General features: G+C 68.3%; 20 protein-coding genes and 2 pseudogenes. 12 read left to right on the top strand and 10 right to left on the bottom strand.

Features of this window, described 5'->3' with window-relative positions; translation table 11 throughout:
* The coding region (locus CBZ_RS20760) for a hypothetical protein (RefSeq protein ID WP_373862138.1) at nt 1-586 on the top strand (586 nt) is incomplete at its 5' end.
* Nucleotides 587-622: 36 nt separating this feature from the next.
* Here the strand turns inward: CBZ_RS20760 and CBZ_RS05680 are convergent.
* Nucleotides 623-1,315 carry a LiaF transmembrane domain-containing protein gene (locus CBZ_RS05680; protein WP_130780616.1) on the bottom strand — a complete coding sequence of 231 codons (693 nt, stop codon included), beginning with the start codon at nt 1,313-1,315 and terminating at the stop codon, nt 623-625.
* A 112-nt stretch (nt 1,316-1,427) separates the two neighbouring features.
* On the opposite strand from CBZ_RS05680, the pseudogene CBZ_RS05675 reads away from it, so the two are divergent.
* The 5 genes and pseudogenes from CBZ_RS05675 to CBZ_RS05655 all read left to right on the top strand — a co-directional run.
* A pseudogene (locus CBZ_RS05675) lies at nt 1,428-1,898 on the top strand (RtcB family protein); the annotation flags it as partial.
* 115 nt (nt 1,899-2,013) lie between these two features.
* Nucleotides 2,014-3,426 carry a site-specific integrase gene (locus tag CBZ_RS05670; protein WP_130780615.1) on the top strand — a complete coding sequence of 471 codons (1,413 nt, stop codon included), beginning with the start codon at nt 2,014-2,016 and terminating at the stop codon, nt 3,424-3,426.
* A 38-nt stretch (nt 3,427-3,464) separates the two neighbouring features.
* Complete coding sequence (locus CBZ_RS05665; protein ID WP_130780614.1) at nt 3,465-5,213, top strand: hypothetical protein; 1,749 nt, start codon at nt 3,465-3,467, stop codon at nt 5,211-5,213.
* Entirely contained in the window at nt 5,210-7,150 is a 1,941-nt protein-coding gene (locus tag CBZ_RS05660) for a hypothetical protein (protein WP_130780613.1), read from the top strand. Before CBZ_RS05665 ends, CBZ_RS05660 begins: the two co-directional genes overlap by 4 nt.
* A complete protein-coding gene (locus CBZ_RS05655) occupies nt 7,147-7,581 on the top strand; it encodes a hypothetical protein (RefSeq protein WP_130780612.1) in 435 nt (144 codons plus the stop codon). The genes CBZ_RS05660 and CBZ_RS05655 overlap by 4 nt, the downstream gene beginning before the upstream one ends.
* Nucleotides 7,582-7,644: 63 nt before the next feature.
* On the opposite strand, the gene CBZ_RS05650 is transcribed toward CBZ_RS05655, so the two are convergent.
* Nucleotides 7,645-7,920 carry a hypothetical protein gene (locus CBZ_RS05650; protein ID WP_130780611.1) on the bottom strand — a complete coding sequence of 92 codons (276 nt, stop codon included), beginning with the start codon at nt 7,918-7,920 and terminating at the stop codon, nt 7,645-7,647.
* 316 nt (nt 7,921-8,236) lie between these two features.
* Between CBZ_RS05650 and CBZ_RS05645 the strand changes: the two genes are divergently transcribed.
* The 4 genes from CBZ_RS05645 (at nt 8,237) to CBZ_RS05630 (ending at nt 15,014) form a co-directional block, all read left to right on the top strand.
* Nucleotides 8,237-9,076 (top strand): metallophosphoesterase family protein, encoded by an 840-nt coding sequence (locus CBZ_RS05645; RefSeq protein WP_165446670.1) that lies wholly within the window; start codon nt 8,237-8,239, stop codon nt 9,074-9,076.
* Between the two features lie 114 nt (nt 9,077-9,190).
* Entirely contained in the window at nt 9,191-11,752 is a 2,562-nt protein-coding gene (locus CBZ_RS05640; protein ID WP_130780609.1) for a type I restriction endonuclease subunit R, read from the top strand.
* On the top strand, nt 11,749-13,746 hold the full coding sequence (locus tag CBZ_RS05635; protein ID WP_130780608.1) for an N-6 DNA methylase: 1,998 nt from the start codon (nt 11,749-11,751) through the stop codon (nt 13,744-13,746). Before CBZ_RS05640 ends, CBZ_RS05635 begins: the two co-directional genes overlap by 4 nt.
* Nucleotides 13,747-13,808: 62 nt before the next feature.
* Nucleotides 13,809-15,014, top strand: a complete 1,206-nt coding sequence (locus CBZ_RS05630; RefSeq protein WP_130780607.1) for a hypothetical protein — start codon at nt 13,809-13,811, stop codon at nt 15,012-15,014.
* A 96-nt stretch (nt 15,015-15,110) separates the two neighbouring features.
* Here the strand turns inward: CBZ_RS05630 and CBZ_RS05625 are convergent, their stop codons facing one another.
* Nucleotides 15,111-15,335, bottom strand: coding sequence for a helix-turn-helix domain-containing protein (locus tag CBZ_RS05625; protein ID WP_246013085.1), 225 nt, complete (start codon nt 15,333-15,335; stop codon nt 15,111-15,113).
* Nucleotides 15,336-15,763: 428 nt separating this feature from the next.
* Between CBZ_RS05625 and CBZ_RS05620 the strand changes: the two genes are divergently transcribed.
* Entirely contained in the window at nt 15,764-16,360 is a 597-nt protein-coding gene (locus tag CBZ_RS05620; RefSeq protein WP_130780606.1) for a hypothetical protein, read from the top strand.
* A gap of 1 nt (nt 16,361) precedes the next feature.
* Here the strand turns inward: CBZ_RS05620 and CBZ_RS05615 are convergent, their stop codons facing one another.
* The 6 genes from CBZ_RS05615 to CBZ_RS05590 form a co-directional block, all read right to left on the bottom strand.
* Nucleotides 16,362-17,240, bottom strand: a complete 879-nt coding sequence (locus CBZ_RS05615) for a nuclease-related domain-containing protein (RefSeq protein ID WP_218022716.1) — start codon at nt 17,238-17,240, stop codon at nt 16,362-16,364.
* Between the two features lie 473 nt (nt 17,241-17,713).
* Nucleotides 17,714-18,616 (bottom strand): S-4TM family putative pore-forming effector, encoded by a 903-nt coding sequence (locus CBZ_RS05610; protein WP_130780605.1) that lies wholly within the window; start codon nt 18,614-18,616, stop codon nt 17,714-17,716.
* A gap of 101 nt (nt 18,617-18,717) precedes the next feature.
* Nucleotides 18,718-19,572 carry a CBASS oligonucleotide cyclase gene (locus CBZ_RS05605; protein ID WP_130780604.1) on the bottom strand — a complete coding sequence of 285 codons (855 nt, stop codon included), beginning with the start codon at nt 19,570-19,572 and terminating at the stop codon, nt 18,718-18,720.
* Nucleotides 19,573-19,590: 18 nt separating this feature from the next.
* Entirely contained in the window at nt 19,591-20,100 is a 510-nt protein-coding gene (locus tag CBZ_RS05600) for a hypothetical protein (RefSeq protein WP_130780603.1), read from the bottom strand.
* On the bottom strand, nt 20,097-20,588 hold the full coding sequence (locus CBZ_RS05595) for a CBASS system Cap8 protein (RefSeq protein ID WP_507762207.1): 492 nt from the start codon (nt 20,586-20,588) through the stop codon (nt 20,097-20,099). The genes CBZ_RS05600 and CBZ_RS05595 overlap by 4 nt, the downstream gene beginning before the upstream one ends.
* A complete protein-coding gene (locus CBZ_RS05590; protein WP_218022715.1) occupies nt 20,575-21,474 on the bottom strand; it encodes an AAA family ATPase in 900 nt (299 codons plus the stop codon). The genes CBZ_RS05595 and CBZ_RS05590 overlap by 14 nt, the downstream gene beginning before the upstream one ends.
* A gap of 285 nt (nt 21,475-21,759) precedes the next feature.
* On the opposite strand from CBZ_RS05590, the pseudogene CBZ_RS05585 reads away from it, so the two are divergent.
* Nucleotides 21,760-22,476: pseudogene (locus CBZ_RS05585) on the top strand (RtcB family protein); the annotation flags it as partial.
* 121 nt (nt 22,477-22,597) lie between these two features.
* On the opposite strand, the gene CBZ_RS05580 reads toward CBZ_RS05585, so the two are convergent.
* Nucleotides 22,598-23,689 (bottom strand): MFS transporter (locus CBZ_RS05580; RefSeq protein ID WP_130780601.1); only part of this gene is annotated, 1,092 nt, incomplete at its 5' end.

Raw genomic sequence — 23,689 nt, 5'->3', positions numbered from 1 at the left:
GCCCGAGGAGGTCCCCTGGGCGACCACGCCCACCCCGGCGTTCGACGTCCCGCAGCCGCGCCCGCCGGCCGCCGGTGCCGCGCTGCCGCGCCGGACGGCCGCCGCGCAGGACGCGAGGTCCGACGCGGGCGGCGCACCGTCCGGCGCACCTGCCTCATCCGCGTACCGGACCCCCGGCGACCTGCCGCAGCCCCCGTCGCCGACCGCGCAGGACCTGGGTCTGCGCGCCCTGGAGCACGCGCTCGACGCGGTCCTCGGCGGCGAGTCGCCGCTCGTGACGTTCGCGATGACGCACGACGGCCGGCACCGCGTCGTGCAGTCGTTCCCCGGCGGTCCCGAGACGGCCGAGCAGGCCCGCGCGTGGGTGCGGGACTCCGGTGCGGTGTGCGGCGTCGTCGGCTGGGAGGGCCGCCTCGACGGCGTGGACGCCCCCGCGGTCCTCATCGAGGCGTCCGACCCGGGCCGTCCGAGCATGGTCGTCGGGCACGCCTACCTGCCCGAGCGCCCGCACGGCGACGGCCGGGCACGCGGTCCGCGCGGCGTCGGCGGCCCCGTCGTCGTGGGCCAGGGCCAGCCGCTGCTCTGACGTGCCGGTCCCCGGCAGCCCTGCGGGTCAGGACCGCTAGAGCGTCTTCGCGTCGAGCACCTTCGCGGGCTTGACCTCCGCACCGCCCATCACGGCGGTGACGTGCACGAGCAGCTGCGGCGCGTCGGGGTTGGCGGGCGTCTTCGTCTTGTCGTCCCACCCGCCGAGCAGCGGCAGGCCGCTCACGTGCACGCGCCACGTCGGCGGCACCTTGATCTCGACGCCGCCCCACATGACGAACACCGCGATCTCGGCGCGGCCCACGATGTCCGCGTCGCGCAGGTCGAGCTCGATGCCACCCATGAGCGCCGTGAGGCTCCCGCCGCGGAACGTCTTCGACCGCGAGCGGCGCTGCGACCCCCACCAGACGACCGTCGAGTTCACGACGTCGTCCTGGTCGTGATTGCGACCCACGCGTGTCAGCAGCGCGAGCCCGACGAGGATGATCGCGACGGGCCACAGGACGTCCCACACGTCGAACTCGACGAGGTCGAGCGTCTGCAGCAGGAACAGCGTCCCGACGGCGATGATGAGCGTCGGCCCGACCCACGCCCGCGGCACCGTGACGAGCGCCGCGACGCCGATCCCGATGACGACGAGCGGCCACCAGTCGGCCGCGATCTGGCCGAGGTCGGCGGTGATGACGTCGAGCTGGACGAGCAGCGCCACGACCCCGAACGTCAGGAGCAGCACGCCGAGGAAGACCTGCACCGGGGGGCGACCGTTCATGCGCGTCACGCTAGCGACGCGGCACCCGTCCGGGGAGGGGAAATCGTCCCGGGGCGCGTACGGGGCCGAAACCGGGCGACATCCCGGGGACACGCTGCCAGGATCGCCCACCATGACACGCCAGCACCTCACGAAGACGCTGGTCTCCTGGGCCTCGATCCTCGACGACAAGGCTCGGGACCAGGCGATCGCCACGTCCACCCTGCCCTTCGTCTACCCGCACGTCGCGCTCATGCCCGACGCGCACCTCGGCAAGGGCGCGACCGTCGGCTCGGTGATCCCGACGCTCGGCGCGCTGATCCCCGCGGCGGTCGGCGTCGACATCGGCTGCGGGATGATCGCGGTCCGCACGCAGTGGTCCGCGGAGCAGCTGCGCGCGGCGGGGAGCCTGACGCCGCTGCGCGAGTGCATCGAGCGGACGGTCCCGCTGTCGGCGGGCGCGGCGAACCAGCGCCTGACGCCGAGCGCGCAGGCGCGTGTCGCGACGCTGGAGGACGCCGCCGCGCGGGCGGAGTTCGACCCGGGCTCGTACCTGGGACGGTGGGCGCTGCAGCTCGGGTCGCTGGGGTCGGGGAACCACTTCCCCCCGGGAGATTCCCACTGACAACCTGACGAGGCTCCGCGCGTCGCGCGAACTGCCGTTGGAGCCATCCCCCACACTGGCGACCGGGGGGTGGCAACCGTTGAGTTTCAGGATCGTGAAGTGGCGCCCGGAGTACGCAGGCGACACCTCGTTCACACCGGATCCGTTGGCGATCCGAGCGGCCGGGCTGCCGACGGTGTTCGACGGCGACCAGCGACCGGCGACCGACATAAACCAGTGGTTGCAGGGTCTGGCTTCGTCGCACGCGCCCGAGACCTGGGAGACCTACGCCCGTGAGGTCGTGCGTCTCGCGCGACACTTCGAGGACGGGTTCGGCCTCGGGCTGCTGTCGGATGAGGTGGTCCTCAACGGCAACGAGCTGTTGCGCACGTACCAGCTCAAGTGCACCGGTCCGGATCTTGAGGACGACGGCGCGGACCCCGTCGGCGACACCGCATCGACGCTCGGCAAGCGACGTGCGGCGATCACACACTTCTACCGGTGGGCGGTCCGCACCGGGCGGATCCCGATTATGCCGTTCAGCCTCAAGACAGTGCAGACGCGCAACGGATCGGTCGAGGTGCTCGCGGGCCTAGGCGGCGGACGGCGCAGCAGCTCGGAGCGTGAACCGATCCCAGGCGACCAGATCGACCGGTTCTTGCGCGTGGGCATCCTGGGCCTTGCTCCTGACGGCAGCCCAGACCCGTCCTTCACCGGGTACGGGACCGCCCAGCGCAACGCCGCCGGCTTCGGGCTGGGTGTCGGTGCCGGGTTGCGCCACAGCGAGGTTCTGGCGTTCACGATCTTCGAGCTTCCCCGCGCGCACCCAGACGGGTTCACGCCGCTCGCGGTCGCCGACAAGACCGCCAAGGGCGATGTCGGGCGGCGCGTGATCGCGTTCTCGGAGTGGCTGCGTTTGGTCCACGCCTATGTCGACGGTGACCGCCGTGACATCGCCCGAGGCGCGACGTGGCGCCCAGAGCGGCCGTTGGAGATCGTCATCGAGCACACGGGACGTCGCGAAGTGACGTACCTGGTCGACGGCCGAGCGGTGACTCGCAGGTGGCGCGACCTCGATCTCGCGGTGCGGCGCCGACTGGTGCTGCCAGGGGGCGGGTCCCCGCTCGTGCTGCTGAACCACAAGACGGCCAACGGGGCGCCTCTGATAGACCCGACCACGCTCAACGACGCACTGTCTCTCGCAGGCCGGCGGACCTCAGCGTTGTGGCCTGAGCAGGAGTGGACGTACTCCATGCATCACCTGCGGCATACGTACGCCACGGAGCTGACGTACTTCCTGGCGCACGGCAAGGACCACATCTCCGCGTTCGCCGCAGCGAACGGCCGCAAGCCGGCCTGGAGCGAGATGGTGACCCGCGAAAGCAGAAACCTCCTGGTCCAGGAGTCGTTGGGCCACGCGTCGCCTCAGACCTCGTCCATCTACCAGCACACCGCACTGTGGAACCTTCTCCTGTCAGTCAACGCTGATCCCGAGCACAACCCGGCAGCACGGGAGGCCACGGCATGAGAGACCCACATCGCGGACTCATGTCTGCGCCATCCGAGGTGCCGCTTGGGATCCTCCTCACATCCGACGGTCACTCGGCGCTCCTCGACTTCACGCCGATCCCCAACTCGCCGCTGCGACGCCAACTGCGCGATGCGACCCTGCCACTGTTCGTCGATCGCGGCGGCAGCTTGAAGAGTCCGGGCTCAGGTCGGATGTACGTGCAGGCCGCGAAGCTCGTAGCCAGTCGGCTGTCCATCGCCGCTCCGGAGCCACTTGATGTGGCGACCCTCGCCGTCCCCGCCGTCCACGCCGCGTTGTTCACCGCGCTCACCAGTCCCGTGCCCGTGCGGATCGTGCTGGCACGCAAGTTGCTTCTAAACGCGGCGCTGGCAGCGGGCAACGACGACCTCGTCCGGTATCTCGGCAACCTGACCTTGTACGGCTACGCACGGCCCTCCCGGCCGTACTCGAACGCTGAGCTGGAGTGCATCGTCGACTGGTGCAAGTCCCGGCTCGCGCCCTTGTTCGCCCGCCGCAACTCGGCGCTGTCGCTGCTCGGCCTTCCTCCCGAGGCGACCGACGAGCAGGCACTCCGGGCCGCAGCGGGCGTGCTTGCCGACCGTCCGCTGCCGGCGGCGGACGGGACCGAAGAGGACGAGCGCCGTTGGTGGACCGCGTGGGTCGTCGCACACGGGTTCGAGGAGCCGGAGACGTCGAGGCGAGCGGGCCGCACCGGCGCCCTCGAGGCCCTCTTCCCGGACGTGCAGGACGCGCTGGCGGCGACGCTGCTCGTCATCAACGAGTACGGCGCCGAGGGGCAGGTACTGGCGAGCATGGACGTCACCGACGTGCGCCGCCTCCCCGGCGACTCGTCGGTCATGTCGATCACAGGTGTCAAGGCTCGCGCGGACCGGGCAGTCAGCCGGCGCGGGAACTCCGTAGGCACCTGGAGTGGTGGACGGGTCCTGGAGCGATGGATCCACCTCACCGGGCCCGCGCGACGGTGGACGGGTACGCAGCACCTGTGGCTCTGGCGTTCACGTGCGCGCAACGACCGCACTAGCGACAAGACGGTGCGGATGCCGGTGCTGACGTACGTTCCCAGCCGCGCTTTGGTCCAGGAGGGCCACAAGGCCATCGAAGGGCCGGGGGGAGCCTCGCTGCGACTGAGCACACGTCGCATGCGGAAGACGTGGGCAGTGCGTTCTGAACGTGCACTTGGCCCTGGCGTAGCGGGTCAGCTTGACCCGAACCACTCGCGGCTGAGTTCGTGGTCGATGTACCGAAGCGCGGCCGTGAGCCTGGAGGAGCGGCGGGCCCTGATCGCCGAGGCGCAAGACGATCTGCTCGGCTTGGTCCGCGCTTCCCAGCTGGTCATCGATGACGGCATGAGCCCAGAGGACGCGGTACAGCTGCTCACTGATAACGGTGTGGACATCGCGACCGCTAGGCGGATCGTGCGCGGCGGCGGCGACGACTCCGGAACGGTGACCTGTCGGAACTCTCGCGACGCCCCGGGTCAGGCGGTGGGAACCCTGTGCCACCAGACGCCGTTCGCCTGCCTGCTGTGCCGGAACGCCATCCATACCCGCGCGCACCTTCCGGTGATCCTGGCGCTGCGCGAGACGATCGAGGCCGAGCGCGCTCACCTCCCGGCCGAGCAGTTCGTGAACCAGTGGGGTGGTGTGGACCTGGGCGTCGCGCACGTGCTCTCGCGGTTCTCCGACCGCGCGAAATCCGAAGCCGTCGCCGACATGGACGCCGCTCGAGACCGCTTGGCACGGCTGAAGGAGGTCTACTCGTGACCGTCACTGCACTGCCTCTTGGACGGCGCTCGGCGAGCCGGTTCTCCGGGCGCGCGCTGTCGGACGTGCTGGCCGAGCCAGTCACAGGTTCGTTCGACGACGACAGGTGGGACACCACCGGGCACCCCGACACCGCATCCGCCGTTCGCCGGCATCTCAACTTCGACGGCCTGCCGACGTGGCTGCGGGACCCGATGAAGGAACTCTTTGTCCTTGCGACGCGCCCGTACCTTCACTTCGACGTGACGACCGAGCTCGCGGGCCGCAAGCCGAAGGACGTCAAAACCGTAGAGCGGTGGGTCGGCGGCCTGACTATCGACCTCGGCTGGCTAGCGGCTCGCGCTGGCAGCCTCCGAGCCGTAACGCAGACCGACTTCGACGACTGGAAAGACAGCTCCGGCTTGGCACCCGACTACCGACGCATCAGCGCGGTCAAGTCCTTCGCGCTCTACTCACGCGCGATGAGCCCCAAGATCGACCGGCTCAGAATCGAGCCGTGGCCGGGGGTCAGCGCTCTGAGCCTGGGCGGCGGGGTGGCCGCCGCGCGTCGCCGCGTCAACTCCACCGCCCCACTGTCGGTGTCGACAGTCCTCGGCCCGTGGCTCACGCTCGGCATGTTCCTCGTTCAGCACGCTGACGAGCTCATCGACGCGCATGAAGCGGTTCGTGCGGGTCAGGTCCCGGACCCGGTGGAGGTGACCGATGTCGCGGGCCAACGCGTGGTCTGGCTCGACCACGAGGCGGTCGTGCGACAAGCCCCTGACCTGCTCGGCCAAGTGGCTGGCGCGTGCATGTTCCTGTCTGCCGCGTTCACGGGCATGCGCGCCTCCGAGATCGAGGCGGTTCCCCGGAACAACCCGCTCGAACGGATCGACATTGCTGGAACGACGAGGTGGCTGTTGCGCAGCTATCTGGTCAAAGGGCTGGAGCGGCCGCGCGAGGAGAAGTGGCTCGTCCCCCCGATCGTCTCGGATGCCGTGCGTGTCATCACCCGGATTCTGGAGGTGAAGGGAGTACCCGAAGACCGCCTTCACGCGGCGACCAAGCAGGTTGCGCTGTTCGACCGCCGGGCCGTGCACGGGCTGCGCGATGGGGCCAAGGTCACGGCGAGGATGGAGCGCGCCATCGACATGATGGCCCGCGCGGGCCAAGAGCTTGTGCGACGCGGCATCGTCACCGACTTGCCGACGAAGGACGATGGACCGTCGGCCACCGCAGCGTCCGAGCTGCCCCGAGCGGCGTGGCTGAACGCTCTGATCAAGCCCGATGGACGCGAGCTGCGACGAACCTTCGCGCGCATCGTTTCCAGCCGGCCACAAGGCCCACAAGCCGCGATGGAGCAGTTCAAGTGGCAGCACCCTGAGACGGCGGGCGGCTACTTCCGAGTTGCTCCCGACGCGGTCGCGATCGGTCAGCGCGAGTTGTACGAGGAGGTGTCCGAACTTTACCAAGAGGTCGTCGTCGACGCGATGGTTCCCGAGTACCACGCCTGGGAGAAGGCAGTCGAAGCGGACCGCACTCCGGTGCTTCCCGCAGGGCCCGACGGGCGTCGCAAGCGGGACATGTTCGCGGCCGTGCAGGAGGCGCTGGCCCGCGAGCCTCGAGTCGAGGAAGACGACCGCAGACTCCGGATCGCCCTGCGTCGCCACGCCCGCAGCATCCGCCTGACAGAGTTCGGCTGGTGCGACTTCGACCCAGAGCTCGCGCTGTGTGGCGCCGACACTGGGTCACCGGTCGAAGCGCGGTGCCAGCCCAACAAGTGCCTGAATCACGCGACGGTGACCACGAGCCTCGCCGCCCACCGGGTCAAGCACGACCGGCTGCTCGCGATTACCCGGGACCGGGGCATGCCGGCGCTGGTGCGCGAACGTGCGCTCGAGAACGTCGCGGTCATCGAGCGAGACCTCGGAGTCCTGATCCACGGAGAGACGAGATGAATGACCTCGACGAGCTCGATCTGGGTGTGCTGACCAGCACCCCAACCCGGTTGCGGGCGACAGCTGCAGCATTGGCTCTCGTGGTGGGCGGCAAGCGTCCCAGCGTCAGCGAGGTCGCGCGCCTTGCTGGCGTGTCTCGCCAAGCGCTCAACAAGGATCACAAGCCTGTGACCGAGTTCGTGGCGCAGTTGCGCGAGAGGTGGCAGCCGGCGCCCGACTCCGACCAGGCACGGCTGACCGCCGACCTCGACCAAGCCCGACGAGCCCTCTCGAAAGAGCGCGACAAGCGCAAGAAGGCAGAGGCCGAACGCGACCGCGCACTGCACCACCTCCAGCTTGCAGAGGCATCGCTCGCGGCGGAGCGCGAGCGCCTGCGCCGCCGCGAAGTCATCTCGCTGCCGCGACCGCAGCTGGCGACTCCGTCCTCCTAGACCACGCGAGCGACCGGGTTCCGCCACGTACCGCAGCCGGCCACCGGGTGGCAGTGTGTCGGATCAGCCCGTTCGATCCTGGCCGAATATCTCACGAAGCACCTCCTGCTCCCGGGTCCCCTCGGCGCTCTGCGGGTCACGGATTGGCAGAGGGACGAACGTCGACGTGATGTACCGGGATCGAACGACGACGGCGTTGGCGTCGGCGAGATCCGGGCCATACAAGCGCTCGACGTACTCGTCACGGCGCTGCGACGCTGCGGCTTCCGAGGCGTACTCGGCCACGATGTCCGGCCCATCATGAACCTCGTAGATCGTGACGCCATCCCCGTGAGCCATGCTGCGTTCACCCCGCATCGAAGTCCGTGTCGCTCGCCTGAGACCGCACCGCCGCGCCCAGCATCGCAGAGACTCCGGCATTGGCACCGAGCGCCGGCCCCGCGCGAATGAGGCCATGGCGCCTGTTCATGATCGGCTTGCACCGGCCCGAGCGTCGACTCGGTTCCGTCGAGCCGTCTCTAAGCGATTTCTTAGACTGATTTAGATACCGCTACATCTCCTCATCTGCGCCACCATTCACAAGATGAGTGACCGTCGTCCCCCTTCCCCAAGTCGGCGAACCGGCATCGGCTGGGATCCCGCGGTGCGTGCTCACGTGGACGGCACCTCCCGAATCGCGGTCCTCGGCGACCTCGACGGGCAGACGGGTTGGGCGAAGTCGATCATCAGCCAGGTGGCTGCACGGGGCATCCACACCGTCCTTCAGGTAGGGGACTGCGGTCTGCTGTGGCCCGGCAGAGGTGACGCGGCGACTCGCGACATCGAGCGGGCATGTGTAGAGCACGACGTTCGGTTCGCGTTCATCGACGGCAACCACGACCCGCACGCTCGACTTCGCGCCGTCCCTGTCGCGTCAGATGGGTTCGCCCGCATCGCTCAGCACATCTTCTACATCCCGCGCGGTGCGCGGTGGAACTGGGAAGGTCGGTCGTTCGGCGCGGTCGGCGGCGCCTACTCCGTCGACCGCGACCGCCGAACGGAAGGGGTCAACCTCTGGGCCGAACTCGAGGAGGCCACCACTGAGGACGTCAATCGCCTAGGTCCCGCCACGCTTGACATCCTGCTCACACATGACGCGCCCGCAGGTGTACGACTCCGAGGACTGAGGCTGAGCGAGCGCTCCCGCTTGCGTTCCCAGGCGCAGCGCGACCTCTTGCGTTCCGTCGTGGACTCAACCAGGCCCGCATTCGCGATTCATGGGCACTGGCATCAAAGGCACACTCAAGTGCTGCACCATTCCAATGGGTCAAGAACGGTAGTCGTTTCGCTCGACCAGCAATACACACCCGGCAGCTGGGTCGTCGTCAACCTGGCCACCATGAACATCGAGGATCCGCGGACGAGTGCCGTGGCGGAGCCCGACAGCCGGAGCGATGTCCGAACCATGGTCCAGACTTCGGGCGAGGGAGCGCGCCCTTGGCCTACCGGATCCTGAGCTACACCACCCGGGTGCGGCTGCAACGTCGTGCCGTCAGAAGCATCGAGATCGGCCGCCGCCAACCCCCACCATCGGACCAGCATGGTCTGATGGTGGGGGTCATGTGCAATAATGATGAGCATGACGCGGAGTGAGCAAGAGACGAGGGTCGAACTGATCGACCCGATGCTGGTGACCGCCGGCTGGCGCGACGCTCTGATCGAGCGCGAGTACGCGCACCGAGCTGGCCGAGTTCGACTGCTCGGCGAGCAGCCCGTTCGCGATGACCCACAGTTCGCCGACTACGTGCTGCGCGGCGAACCTCGTGGCCCAATTCTCGCGACCATCGAGGCGAAGCCGGAATCTCACGCGGCCGGCGCAGGCATGCAGCAGGCACTTGCCTACGCGACCGACCTCGGGGCACCCTTCGCGTTCTCGACCAACGGCCGCGAGATCGTCGAGCAGGACCTGCGCACCGCCACCACCCGGCGACTCACGGCCTTCCCAACGCCGGCGGAGCTCCTGACGCGGTGGCAGGACGGCCGCGCCTGGCGAGGCGTTGAAGTCACGAACCCCTACGGCGAGACGGTCCCCAATCCCCTCCTGCAGCCGGCCTTCTCGCTGCCTGGGGCTCCTTCTCTCCGCTACTACCAGGAGCGGGCCGTCAGCGCAGTCTTGGAGGAGATCCTCGTCGGACACAATCGGACGCTGCTCTCGCTCGCGACGGGGACAGGCAAGACCTTCATCGCCTTCAACATCGTGCACAAGCTGCTGGCCTCGGGGTACTTCAAGCGCGCCCTGTTCATCGCCGACCGGATCACCCTGCGCGACCAGGCCTACAACGAGTTCGGTGGCCTCGGAGACCGACGGGGAGTCGTGGTCAACGGCGAGGTCCCCCTCCAGCGTGACGTCCACTTCGCCATCTACCAGTCGCTCTACGCCGAGACCGCGTCTGGCGGCCGCGTCTTCGAGGGCTACCCGAGGGACTACTTCGACCTGGTAGTGATCGATGAGTGTCATCGGAGCGGGTACGGCGACTGGGGCGCCATCCTCGAGCACTTCTCCGGCGCGTTCCACCTCGGCATGACGGCGACGCCCAAGCAGGACGACTCGATCGACACCTACGCCTTCTTCGCCTCGGAGAACCTGGGCGAGGACGGTCAGCCTCGCCCGATCTACGAGTACTCCCTGGGCAGTGGCATCGACGACGGCTTCCTCGCCACCTACAAGGTGACACGGGTCAAGACGTCAGTCGACGAGGGGCTCGTCATCCACGACGCCCTGGAGCGCGGTGCAGAGCTGATCGTCCCCGAAGGCACGACGGCTCGCGATACCTACGAAATGCGCAAGTTCGAGCGTGAGCTTGTCGTGCCCGACCGAACTCGGACGATGTGTGAGCATCTCGCTGGCTTCCTGCGAACTCACGGCGCACTGGAGAAGACGATGGTGTTCTGCGTGACCATGGAGCACGCCGAACTGGTCCGTGACGAGATGCAGCGGCTCCTCGGGTCCGAGACGGGCCGCAACCTCTACGCAGCCCGGATCGTCAGCGAGGAGCGCGATGCGGTGCCGCTTCTAGAGCAGTTCCAGCTGTCCGACAGCTCTGAGCCCATCGTCGTCACGACGGTGGATCTGCTGTCGACCGGTGTGAACGCGCCGTCCGTCCGCAACATCGTCTTCATGAAGCCCATCGGTTCGGTGACGATGTTCAAGCAGATCATCGGGCGCGGTAGCCGACTCGACGCCCGGACCAACAAGCAGTTCTTCCGCATCATCGACTACACCAACGCCACTCGACTGTTCGACGACTGGGACCTCCCGACGCAGCCCCCGATCCAGGGGCCCCTCACGGGCGCGCTGGTCGTCGCCGGCACCGTGGTCGACGCCGAGACTCGCGATCCGATCGCCGGTTCAGCCATCTCCGTCCGCCTGCAGGGACGCGCTCTCGCGGAAGCCAGCACGGGTCCGAACGGAGAGTTCCGAGTTGAGGGTCTGCCCGGTGCCGTTGTCGACGTCTACGTGACGGCGCGCGGATACACGCGCCGCCAGCTGCGTGCAGACACCACCGACCCGGGCGCCGCAGAGCTCCTCGTGGAGCTGCGGCAGCCGTCGCACGCTGACCGCCGGATCCGCATCTCAGGGGTCGAGGTCACGATCGCTGCCGAGGTCGAGGTCGAGCTCGGCGACGGAAGCGTTCTCCAGAGCTCCGAGTACCTCACACGTGCTCGCGCGGCAGTCCGCGAGATGGTGCCGACGAACGAGGACCTGCGCGTGACATGGCAGTCGCGCGCAACCCGGGCGCAGCTCGAAGAGTTCTTGGCCGGACGCCAGATCACACGCGAGGTCCTCGAGATCGTCCTCGGTCGCGGCGATGTCGACACGTTCGATCTGCTCGCGACCGTCGCCTTCGACGCGGCGCCCATGAGCCGGGACGCTCGCGCCGCTGCCGCCCGACCGCATCTGATGGAGCGCCATCCGCATCTGCCCGAGGGCTTCCTCGATTCGGTCTTGGACAAGTTCCGAATCGACGGCGTCAACGAGGTCTCGACCAGCGAGGTGTTCGGCGTAGCGCCGTTCACGACCAAGTGGGGCGGCGTGCTCGGTGTCGCTCAGCGCATCGGCGGACCCGAGAACGTTCGAGCTCTGCTCGCGGACATTCAGTCCACACTCTTCGCTACGGAAATGGACGCATGAACCTCCTCGCCCTGCAGGCCAAGATCAAGTCCGCTTCAGACAAGATGCGCGCGGACGACAACACCAAGAATGCACTTCGGTACCTCGAGCAGCTCACCTGGTTGCTGTTCCTCAAGGTGTTCGATGCGGTTGAGGAGACCCACGAGATGGTCGCCGAGATCGATGGCACCACCTACCACCCGCTGCTCCCGAAGCAGTACCGCTGGGCGACCTGGGCCCGGTCGAGCCTGACTGGTGACGCGCTGATCGACTTCGTCTCTGGCGATCTGCTTCCGCATCTTCGGGAGATGTCAGGCAGCCCTCGCGCCGAACGGATCGCCGCGATCTTCACCGAGATCCGGACTGTGATGAAGTCCGGCTACTCACTCAAGGAAGTCATCGCCATCGTCGACTCGATCGACTTCCATGCACTTGAGAACCACCACGCCATGAGCGTCATCTACGAATCACTGCTCGCTCAGACCTCCGACGCCGGTTGGTCCGGCGAGTTCTACACGCCACGTCCGGTCGTCGAGAGCATGGTGCGGATCGCCAACCCGGAGCTCGGCGAACGCGTGTACGACCCGTGCTGCGGCTCGGCTGGCTTCCTCGTGGGCTCGGCTCAACACATCGAGGGCTCACTCAAGACAACCGAACAGCGTGAGCAGTTCAATCACTCGACGTTCTACGGTCAGGAAGCCGGCGACATCGCCGCCCTGGTTGGCACCATGAACCTGGTACTCCACGGCGTCGAAGACCCGCAGATCGTTCGCCGCAACACGTTGGAGCAGGACGCTCGAAACTTCAGCCCCAGCGAGCAGTTCAACGTCATCATGACCAACCCGCCGTTCGGCGGGACCGAGAACCCGCAGGTGCAGCAGAACTTCCCCAGCAAGTCTGCGGCGACCGAACTGCTCTTCCTGCAGCACTGCATGGCTCGACTTGCCGACGGCGGGCGAACGGCGATCGTCCTGCCTGACGGAGTGCTCTATCGGACCGAGACGAGCTTCTCGACCGTCCGGCGTCGCCTGATCAACGAGTTCAACGTGACCGCCATCGTTCGCCTGCCGACCGGTGTCTTCCCGACAGCGGCCGACACCCGGACCAACCTGATCTTCTTCGGTAAGGGTGGGCGCACCGAGACGATCCGCTACTACCAGGTGCCGCCGCCGCCCAAGAAGCGCTCCTACAGCAAGACGAATCCTCTGACTCAGAGCGTTCTCGAGGGTGCCGAGCGGTGGATCATCGACGGCGTACCGGACACCTACTCGTGGGAGGTCGACTACGACACGATCGTGGCCTCGGGGTTCGACCTAGACATCCCATGGCCGCTTGCCGGCTCGGTCACCGACGGGTCGAACGCCGACGAGCGACTTGAAGACGTGCGCGGCCGCATGGCGACGCTTCTGGACCTGGCCCAGTCGCTGGTCGACGCCAATGCCTCGCTCGCCGACTACCCGCTGCTGCCCACCGTCACCCTCGACGCCTGGATCGAGGAGTCCGGTGCGCGAGCTGGATCCGCCACGCCGGATCGGCTTGTCGGCGTGAGCAACGATGGCGGACTCGCACCGTTCAAGGGCGCACCCGCGAAAGACCAGAGCCGGTATCGGCGTCTTGAGGTCGGAGACTTCGTCTACAACCCGATGCGTGTCAACGTCGGCTCGATTGCTCTATGCCGGCGCGAGGAGGAGACAGGCTGGGTCAGCCCCGACTACATGCTCTTCAGACTGAAGCCCGGAGCACCGTTCGACAACGAATACCTGCTCACGTTTCTGAAGAGCGAGCGAGGGCGTGCCGAGATCGACCGGGAGAGCCGGGGGGCCGTGCGCCGGCGGCTCTACCTTGATGGCGCCAAGAACATCAGCGTGCCCGTACCAGGAGATCCCGAGACCTGGTCTGCCCTCATCGCTTCGTTCCAGGCAGTCAAGCGACACCTCCGCGACCTGCCAGCGGCCGCCTACGGAGCCCTGGCCTCGTTCGAGTCGGCGGCCTTCGGGGAGCGGACTGACGCCTGAGGCGCCGGACGCAGTGGACGCCGGCAGGTCCCGTTGAGTTCAGATGAAGGAGGACAGGCTGCATGAGCGAGGAAGCACGAGCTTGGCGCGCCGCCGGCCATGATGGGCATGCCCGGGCGGAGTGGCAGGCGCTGGCGGCCGATGTCGCGGAGCGACGCAGCCAGAAGGCGCCGAACGCGCTGGAGTGGTCTCTCGTCTGGCGCGCCTGCAGGTTCTCACACGCAGACGCCCGGCACTGGTGCGAGCTCCGGGTTCCGCTCGACGTCCTCCCCGTGTGCGCGGCGCTGGCCCGGGACCACGCGCTCGAGCCCTGGTACGTCAACCGATGGGCGGAAGCAATCGGTGCGCTCGGCACCGAGGAGGTAGTGCTGATCGGGGAACTTCACCGCGCCGGCTGGAGCCCAGCGGCACTCGACATGCTCGCCACTGCCCCGTCGCCCTCGAGAGTGGAACCAGCGGATCTCCTTCGGAGCCTCGTTGACTTGCCTCCGGCCGCGGTGCTCGACGGCGTTCGGGCCGGGCTGGACCTTTGCGCGGCAGTGGTGCTCGCGGAGCGCGCGCAGTCGGAAGGCTCCGTCGACGCGCTTCTTGAGGGGCTCATCGCCATCCGGCCACTCACCCCCGAGGTGGGCGCTCGCATCAACGTTGCCATCACGGACATCGGCGAGGACATCCCTCCTGGCGCCTGGCAGACCGTGGCCTCGCCCGACGCACGGGTGATCAAGTCGGCACGCGAGAGCCTCCCGACGCCTCTATGGGACGAGTTCCTTGCCGGCGACTTTCCGGTCCCGCTCCCGCCCGTCGTCGACGACCCGACCGGCGGAAACGCGGACGCATGGAACCGGACGGAAGACGCGTGGGACAACGTCGACCCACCGGAGGACCGCGCGGTCCAACCTCTGATGGCTTGGTCCGACCAGCACCGCATGGACGCGCTCCGCAGCTACCTGTCTGACTACCTTCGCTTCCTGGACCCCCGGGACTTCGTGAAGCTGTCTTGGCCTCCCGTCGGCTACCTCACCAGCGCCGGCGCATGGTGGGACCAGTGGTCTGAGGAGTGCGACGAGCACCGAAACCAGCGCGTAGATGGGTGCGACCAGTGTGCTGGCCCGCGAACCAGCCCGGACGCTAGTCACGAGCCCGCCACCTGGAGCTGGAGCGTCAGCGTCACGACCTACCGTCACGACGACGAGTCCGAGTCGTCCGAACATGAGTGGTGGCAGGTCGCTGAAACTGTCGTAGACCCGAGGTTGGTGCACTTCGATTAGGCGCGCAACGCCTTCAGCATCGGTTGCCACGCCGGCGCCCAGGCTGTGAGTCAGCAACGATCCGAACAGGGCACGGACCTGCCGATGGTCGCGCGCTCAGCGCTCGAAGAACGCTGCGGGAGTCGTGCCGAGCCCCTCGGCTAGACGCCAGATCGCGTCGAGCGAGACGTTTCGCTCGCCTCGCTCAACCGATCCGACGTAGGTGCGGTGCAAGCCGACGTCGTGTGCGAACCCTTCCTGCGTCAGCCCGCGCGCCTCGCGCATCGCCCGTAGCCGCGCACCGAACGCCCTGCGGCGTTGATGAGCGAGTTCGGCGAGCACGCCGTGACGCTACGAACGTGACGCCTATGAGTCGACAGACAATGAGTAGCATCGCGCCGTGGATCTCGAACTGTGTTTACGTATGGAGGGCGACGATGACCTCTTCCAGTCGCGACACATCCAGGTGTGGCAGCCCTGGTCTCGCCGAGCCGTGCAGCGGTTCATCCCAGAGTTGACGGATGCGTTCGACGGGCGCGTCGAGGTCGTGACGTGGGACTTCAGGCGCGTCCTCGCGGTGTACGCCCCACCCCGTCCCCAAGACGCTCGGCAAGACGTCCGGTGGCGAGCGCAGACAACCTGACGGTCGCGCTACATGTGGACTCGTCTGAGATGTCCAAACCTCACCAGGGTGTCCCTCTCACACCTAGTTGTCCCCCCGGCGGATGCTCCGAAGCAGTCGGGGCGAACAAGCCTCGGATCGTGCGTGCATGTCGACAACGACCCAGCGATCCCGTGCTGAGGCCTCCCGGAGAAGCGTCCGCACCCGCAACGATGACCTCATGGAAGATGGACTCTGGGCGATCGTCGCCGGCGTGGTGCTTTGGATCCTCGCCCGCATCCCGGCGCTATCAGCCGACGCCCGTCGGACGGCGCGAGCGCGGTCCGACGCCGAACTACTTGAGCACTTGCCCGAGGACGCGGCCGGGCGGGCTCAACTGGCCGCGGACCTCGATTCTCAGATCCGCGAGTTGCTCCACGCGCGCGCAGCTCGAGCTGCCCAATCCAGTTTTCGACGGGCAATCGTCCCTAACATCATTCCGCTCTTCGCCGTCGCCATCGGGATCATGGCGGGCATCGGCTCAGCCCTCAGCGGCCCCGGTGATGAGACCTTCCGCTTCGAGGCCGGAGGACTCTCCTTCGGGATCCGACTCGGGGGCCCGTGGTTTTGGGCCCTACTCGTGGCGGGTGCTCTCTTCGGAGCGGTGGGCGTCGGCGTCGCGGTCTCCGAACGCCAACGCCGTGTGCGCGAGCGAACCGGAGCACCATCTAACGAGGGCGAGACGCTGGATGGCTCGACCAGCTGACTCAGCGCCAGGTTGTGGACCGTCGGGCGATGTCGCCGATCGCGTCGACCTGGCCGGCGTCGAGGCGGGCGGGCAGTCCCTGTAGGTACGCGCGGAGTCGCCGCCGGGCGACGACGATCACTGCCCCGTCGCGCGGTTGCTGCTTCACGGTGAAGCCGCGGTGCGCACCCACCAGTGCGATGACGCCCACGACGCCGACGGGGAAGCCGGCGTGCTCGGTAAGCAACCGCGACGCGCGACCTGCCTCGTGGCGGCTGTTACGGACGTAGGGCACCCGCTGGCCGTTGACGATGAATGTGTCGCCGCCGACCCAGACCGAGGCGTGCGGGTGGTTCTTGGCGTTCACGGTGAACACACCCGCCGGGCCGATGACCACGTGGTCGATGTCTGCATCCCGCTTTCCCACCCGCACGGCGTGGAGGGCTCGCCACTGCGGACCGAGTGTGGCGATCTGCGCCGCGACCGCCTCCTCGCCGTCGGCGCCGATCCGCCACGCCCGTTCCTCGGTCCTGACGTCGAAGACGCGGGCGAGGAAGCCCGTGAAGCGGCCTTGAGCGGCCCGTGCAGCGACGGCCTGCTCGCGGGCCGCGCTGCCGGGACGCGCACCACTGAGATCGGACCACGCCGGGGGCGCGTCGGCCGAAGACGGCTCGCACGTCGCCGTTGGCGCCACACCGATGGCGCCCGGCAAGGCAGCACCCGGCTGAGATGCCAGGTGGTCGTTGATCGCCGCCTTCAACAGCGGCAGGTTCGACAGGTCGTCGGAGTGGAACCGGCCCGTCTTCAGGTCGAGGTATCCGAGCGCCGTCCCTCCAGGCGTCTCCGCGTACAGCCGCTCGTGTCCGTAGCGTGCCCACCGCCGCACGATCCACCTCGTCACCTTGTCGCCCCGTCCGTCACGGGCGGGACACCGCCCTCCGACGCCCGCATGTGCAGCAGATCGGCAGAAGTCACCGGCACCTGAACCATCGCCGGGCAGCCCACGTCCCAGAAGCCGGCGACCTCAGGGGCTCACCTCCCTCGGGTCGGTCACGAGCGCGCTCCCCGCTTCCGCTGACGGCGCGACCCGGTGACGACCTCGGCCGACCGCTGTTGAAGGTGCGCAGTACCTTCCGGGCGAACCCAGTCGGGGATGCGGTCCCAAGGCGGCTTACGACCCGTGACGGCCTTCGATGTGAGGTGCCACCCGTCGCACACGTCACACGGGTAGGCCCGCGACGGGAGCGGCGCGGCCTTGCCTTTCTTGGCCGCCTTCGCGTGGATGCTCGCCAGCGCAACGTGCGCCGTGGCCTGGTCCACGTAGAACGCCTTGGCGCAGGTTCGCACGCCGGCAGTTTCCCACTGCGCCAGCGACTATGCCCCGGGGCTGACGAGGCCCGCCTTTGTCGCTTCAGCTATGAGCGAGTCTGCTGTGTCCCGCATCGCCAACTCGTTGCGGGACCGCCACCATTGGTCGAGCCAGTCGGGCACGTGCGCGTTCGAGAGCCGGATCGCAACCAGCCGATCCTGCACGACGCGACAGTCCTGAACCGTGACTGCGGCCTGACGTGTGATGGCTCCTCGCCAGAGCGCGGCGATCTTCGACTCAGCCTTCCGCTTGGTGTCCTCGCTGTCGCGGTTCGCACGCACGAGGTCGAGGATCTCGCGGGCAGGCGCGAGCAGCGGGACCGCGACCGCGGCGAGCCATTCGGCGGCTGAAAGCCCTGCCGCCAGCGCGACACCGATGCCCGCGCCCACGAGCAGGATCAGCGTTGCGATCAGAAGCGCGGCGTACATGCGGTGGACGACCGCGCCCCACCCGAGGTTGCTGCGCTGACATATGAGCACATCTAGAGGGCGGGCGACGGCGCCGGTCGCCGGGTACCAGTCGACAGTCCGGTTCCCTCGGTACTTCGCGGCCGCAATCGCGATCCGAGTTGGATCGACTCGGTCAACCGGACCGAGATCGTTCCACGGCAGCTCGAACACGTACGTGTCGAACTGCTCTTGAACCGCTGCGGCGTCTTTGACGACGCGCTTCTCGCGTGTGCCGCCGAGCTGAGACCACACGAACGTGATGACCCCTCCCACCAGGCCGATCACGCTGCGGACGTCGGATGCCAGTAGAGCGGCGGTGACGGTGCCGGCGGCCAGTACGCACACGACGAGAAAGCGAGCGTGCTGCATCGTCTTCGCCTGGCTGTACATGCGGGCCTGGGCGGCCAGGAGTCGTTGCGCGTGCGGGTCGTTCTGCGCAACCGCGATCGAGACGTGCATTGTCACCTTTGTCGTCCGGTCAGGTGTCGCTGTAGGGAAAGTCTGGACCTCGCGGAGGGCCAGCCCTCGGCCAGCGCGGGAACTCCGTCTCGGAGGAGACGCTAGGGGCGCGGCATTCGGTCGCCAAACAGCTCACGCCACTTCTCGACCGCAGCTCGATCCTTGCCGTCGTTCTCGAGGTCGATCGCCCACTCCGCGGTGGCGAGCCACGACTTGAGTGCCGCCTGTTGCTGGCTGCGGTCCCAGGACGTGCTGCTGGCGTTGACACCGTTTCCCAGTCCCGCAGGGTCCGGCCAGTCATCGAGGATCTGGTCGGCCGCCGACGCGAGGAAGAATCGCACCTCATCCTGGTAACGGCCCAGCGGCGCGTCGACGAGAGCGAGCGCCATGACCTCCAGCAGGAACGAAGGCTGAATCGGCTCACCGGCCTGCCGGTTGATGCCCTTGATCATCTTGATCAGCGGGACGAACTTGCCACCGCACTCCTTGTTCTTGGCCGTCACGAGTGTGGCGTGTACCCCCGGGTCGGTCGCCATCCACTGCGTACCGTTCGGGATGACGTAGCCGACGCTCGCCTCGAAGGCCGGCGCGATCTCGTAGGAGGCGACGTCCTCGCCGGCGTAGGAGACCGTCGCCACGGTGTCATCCGTGGACACGTCCGGCCACTTCGTCCGCAGCACATCCGCGAGAGCGTTGACGGCCGCCTTTCCCGTCCCCTGACGCAGGCTCGCCTGCGCGCCATCCGCCTTGATGACCACGAAGATGTCGACGTCCTTGAGCTTCTTCGTCTTGGTGTGGCGGTCGTAGCTCCCAGTGAGGAAGTCGTCGCTCACCTCCCAGCTCGCGCGGACATGGTCGCGGATGAGCTTGTGCCGGGATTGGGCGATCGACTGTTCGGTCGCCGTGATCTCAAGCCGGGACTTCAGTCCGGCGAACGCGTCGTCAACGACAGACATGAGATTCGAGGTAGCCCTTCAACTCGTAAGCAGACGAGTGGTCGCGGTTCCGTGCGGCCCGCCCGCCAGCGTGCCGATCGTGCGGGTGCGGAGCCCGTCAGTCGACGCGCGTGTGCCAGCGGACCAGCCCGGCTGGCTGGAGTGCGAACCGCTGAACGTGCAGAACAGCCGGAACGTCGTCCCGGAGGGCACCGCCTTCAACTTCGCGGCGTACCTCATCAACGACGCGTTGTCTGCCGTGAACTTCTTGTCGCCGTACCCGCCGGCTGTGTACGTCACCGCGAACTCAAAGATCGGATCAGTGACACCGGATGGACGCGTGCACTCCAAGACCACCACGGCGAGGGACCCTTCTTCGATCCATGCGGAGATGGCCGATGCGTCCTGCTGCCAGTCCCGGTAGAGCGATGTGGAGTCGATGCCGAGCGTGGCGAGGATCTCCGCAATGGACGACATCACGACGTCGGCAAGGTGTGTCGCGGTGTGGGTCCGGGTGTAAGTGGTTGTGTGCGCGCTCGTGTACGTCATGGCGCACCGTTGATGCGCCGGAGCGAGTCGGCGTCGATCTCCCACTGGACCGCCCGCGCCGCGCTTTCCGAGTCGATGACCGCCGGAGCTTCCCCTCTGACGAGGTGGACCGACGCGGCGCAGGCGGCGTCGACGGCGGCAGCCATGTGCGTCGGGGGGTTGATGTAGAGCCTCCAGTCCACAGTGGCGGTGGCACCTCCGGGCACCGGAGCGAGGTTCTCCTCGACGCCGAATGAGGGGTCACCTGAGACGAACCTCAGGTCGACGTGCAGGCCGCCGTCAACGAGGGTGGCCGGTCGGGCGTCGAGGTGACCGGCCGCGATCAGCGCACAGACGACGCCATCCAGGGGCGCCAGCACATCGGCAACCGAACCCACAGGCACGCTCGGACTACGTTCGAGAGTCGCCGCGATCAGGTCCTTGGCGGTTTGCCACGCCTCACGTGCGGGCCGATACGGGCTGGAGGCAATCTCTCTAGTGCGATGCATTGGGCCCGCCCTGCTCTCGGGTCACGTTGAGAGCTCGCGCGGCGGCCGACAGGTCGTCGAGGGTGAGGTCGCCGGGGTTCAGCGTGGTTTCGATCCGCATCGCGAGAGCCTCGGTGACGAGTTTGCGCACGGCGCGCCCGTCGACGCCTTCGAGCGTCGCCGCGATCGTCTTGATCTCCGGCGACGCAGCGAGCCGCGCGATGCCTGGGAACTGCTCAGCAAACCCGCTCAGCGTGTTGGTCAGGATCGTCGCGATCGCATCCTGCCCCGGTAGCGGAACGTGCAGCGTGACGTCCGCTCTGGACATCAGCGCCGAGTCGAGGGCATCAGTGAAGTTGCTTGTCGCAACCATGAAGATGTGCGGGGCGGAGATTGCGAGGTCGTCCAGAGCCGTGAGGACGGCGTCCGTCGCGCGGTGCACGTCAGCAGGGTTGGCCTCCAGCGATGCGGCGCCGCGTGCCACCGCCATCGTCTCGATCTCGTCGAGGAGAACGATGGTGGGCAGCCGGTCGTCGGCCAGCAGGGGGATGTGCTCCGTGAGCAACCTCGACACGCGCTGCTGACTCTGGCCGTGCTCGGCGCTCATCAGCCCGTGCGGGTTCACCTCGACGAAACGGACGCGTGTGCCGCCGAGCGCTTCACCTACCTTCGACGGCAGCCCACGCGCGAGCGTGGACTTGCCCGTGCCGGGCGGACCCGTCAGGAGCGCGAGACCGTGCAGCGCGGTCACATCGAACGGGAGGGCACCACGGAGGCGCCCACTGAGCAGCGCCGCGTGCAGCAAGCGCGACTTCACCTCGACTGGGGTGACGATCGAGTCCCAAAGTCCCGCGTACCGCCGATCCGGCAGCACGACATTGCGAGTCACGCAGTCGGCGATGTCCACACGCTTCCCTTCCTCGTCGCCTGATTCGCGGCCCACCAGAGGTGGTCGTGGGCATCATCGCAGCGCCCACCGACAGGGGCAGCGACGTGACGTGCAGATACGTCTCCGGTGGGGTGAATCTGGAGCGCCTTCGGAGCGTTCCTCACCTGCAGTGCGCTCGCAGGCAACTCCGCGTGACGGGGATCGGGCACCAGAGGCTCGCGCTCTCTAGACGATTCGTGCGGGCGAGGGGCGCTTCTCCCGGTTGACGATCGACCAAGGGTTGTCAGGCGTCATCCAGCGGAAAACCACTTCATCGAGGTCACGGCCGACGAGTCGGGGACGGTGTGGCTGTTCCTGCACTCGGGGTCGCGCGGTGTGGGCAACAAGATCGCGCAGCACCACATCCGCGTCGCCGCGGAGCTGTGCGCGAAGTGGTGGATCGACCTGCCCGACCGGGACCTCGCGTACCTCGTGGAGGGGACGCCCGAGTTCTGGGCGTACGTGCGGGAGCTGCGGTGGGCGCAGGAGTTCGCCCGCCTCAACCGCGAGGAGATGATGGACCGGGTCGTCACGGCGGTCGCCGAGCACATGGGCGAGGACGTCGTCGAGGCGGAGCGGGTCAACTGCCACCACAACTTCACGGAGCAGGAGACGCACTTCGGGAAGTCCGTGTGGGTGTCCCGCAAGGGCGCCATCCGGGCCCGCGCCGGTGACCCGGGGCTGATCCCGGGGTCGATGGGCACCGCGTCGTACGTGGTCGTCGGCAAGGGCGACCCGCTGTCGCTGTGCTCGTCGCCGCACGGTGCGGGCCGTGAGCACTCCCGGACGGCGGCGCGGAAGCTGTTCACGCGCGACCAGCTCCGCGAGTCGATGGCGGGGATCGAGTACCGGGACACCGACGCGTTCCTCGACGAGATCCCCGCGGCGTACAAGGACATCGACCGGGTGATGGCGGACGCCGCCGACCTGGTCGAGGTCCGGCACGTCCTGCACCAGCTCGTCAACGTCAAGGGCGACTGACCCCGGCGCGGCGAGGCCGTCGACGGGCCGGAGACCGGACGTGCCCGCGACGCGGACCTACCGCGGCGGGCACGTCCGGTCCTGGTGGCGACTCCGGGCGCCGGTGCCCGGTGCCGGGAGGTCACAGGCGCCTGGTCGGACCGACCTCCCGGAGGAACAGCGACCCGACGGCCGCGAGAGCCGCGAGGGCGACCAGGACGCCGCCGGCCACGTGGAACCGGTCGACCGCGACGGCCGGGGTCGTCGCCCCGGCCACGACCGCGGCGAGGACGCTCACCCCGACGGACCCGCCGACCCGCTGGACGATGCTGAACAGGGTGTTCCCGTCGGCGAGCTGGTGCTCGGCCAGGGGTGCCAGCAGCGCCACCAGCAGCGGTGTGGTGACCAGCCCGACGGCGAGCGCCCTCCCGGACAGGATCGTGGCCACGACCCAGAGCGGCGTCGACAGGTCCAGCGTCAGGAGCAGCAGGCTCGCCCCGGCGAGGCCCACGAACCCGCCCGTCACGAGCGTGCGGAGCGGCACCCGGGCGGCCAGGCGCTGCCCCGCCCACGTGCCGACGCCCATGAGGACCCCCTGCGGCAGCAGCGCGACACCTGTCTGCACGGCCGTGTGCCCCTGCACGGACTCGGTGAAGACGGGCATCAGGAAGACCGTGCCGAACGCGACGACCGAGCAGACGACCTGCAGGCCGAGGCCGAGCGCCGCCGGTCGGGTCCGCACCATGGCCAAGTCGACGGGTGGATGGGCGCGCCGCGGCGCCCAGAGGACGTAGACGACCAGCAGGAGCAGGCCGGCGACGAGGCTGCCGGCCGCGTCGACCGACCCCCACCCCGACGCGGTCGCCTCGAACGCGCCGAACAGCGCGAGGACGAGCCCGACGGCGAGCACGGCGAAGGCGGCCGGGTCGAACCGCGCCCCGGGGTCGGGCGGCGACCCCACCCCGCGCGGGACGCGCACGAGGGCCGCGACGCCCAGCACGCCGACGGGGACGTTCACCAGGAAGATCCACTCCCAGTCGCCGCCGGCGAGGAGCAGGCCGCCCAGGCTCGGGCCGAGCGCCGGTGCGAGGAACAGCACGAGCGCGGCGGAGACCGGGATCGTGCCGCCGCGCGCGCCCGCGCCGCCGAGCAGGATGCTCAGCGCCAGGGGGACGAGCGGCGCACCCGCGAGGCCCTGCGCCGCACGCAGCGCGATCAGCACGCCCACGTCCGA

It is taken from the genome of Cellulomonas biazotea (assembly GCF_004306155.1).
GTDB classification, from domain to species: domain Bacteria; phylum Actinomycetota; class Actinomycetes; order Actinomycetales; family Cellulomonadaceae; genus Cellulomonas; species Cellulomonas biazotea.
The sequence above is the reverse complement of the archived record's forward strand: the minus strand, read 5'-3'. Positions and strand labels throughout refer to the sequence as shown.

Excerpts from the sequence above, each read along its gene's own strand:
- CBZ_RS05680 (WP_130780616.1), bottom strand. The coding sequence starts at position 1,315 with ATGAACGGTCGCCCCCCGGTGCAGGTCTTCCTCGGCGTGCTGCTCCTG.
- CBZ_RS05650 (WP_130780611.1), bottom strand. The coding sequence starts at position 7,920 with ATGGCTCACGGGGATGGCGTCACGATCTACGAGGTTCATGATGGGCCG.
- CBZ_RS05600 (WP_130780603.1), bottom strand. The coding sequence starts at position 20,100 with ATGACGTACACGAGCGCGCACACAACCACTTACACCCGGACCCACACC.
- CBZ_RS05620 (WP_130780606.1), top strand. The coding sequence starts at position 15,764 with ATGTCGACAACGACCCAGCGATCCCGTGCTGAGGCCTCCCGGAGAAGC.
- CBZ_RS05605 (WP_130780604.1), bottom strand. The coding sequence starts at position 19,572 with ATGTCTGTCGTTGACGACGCGTTCGCCGGACTGAAGTCCCGGCTTGAG.
- CBZ_RS05655 (WP_130780612.1), top strand. The coding sequence starts at position 7,147 with ATGAATGACCTCGACGAGCTCGATCTGGGTGTGCTGACCAGCACCCCA.
- CBZ_RS05630 (WP_130780607.1), top strand. The coding sequence starts at position 13,809 with ATGAGCGAGGAAGCACGAGCTTGGCGCGCCGCCGGCCATGATGGGCAT.
- CBZ_RS05595 (WP_507762207.1), bottom strand. The coding sequence starts at position 20,588 with ATGCATCGCACTAGAGAGATTGCCTCCAGCCCGTATCGGCCCGCACGT.
- CBZ_RS05640 (WP_130780609.1), top strand. The coding sequence starts at position 9,191 with ATGATGAGCATGACGCGGAGTGAGCAAGAGACGAGGGTCGAACTGATC.
- CBZ_RS05610 (WP_130780605.1), bottom strand. The coding sequence starts at position 18,616 with ATGCACGTCTCGATCGCGGTTGCGCAGAACGACCCGCACGCGCAACGA.
- CBZ_RS05635 (WP_130780608.1), top strand. The coding sequence starts at position 11,749 with ATGAACCTCCTCGCCCTGCAGGCCAAGATCAAGTCCGCTTCAGACAAG.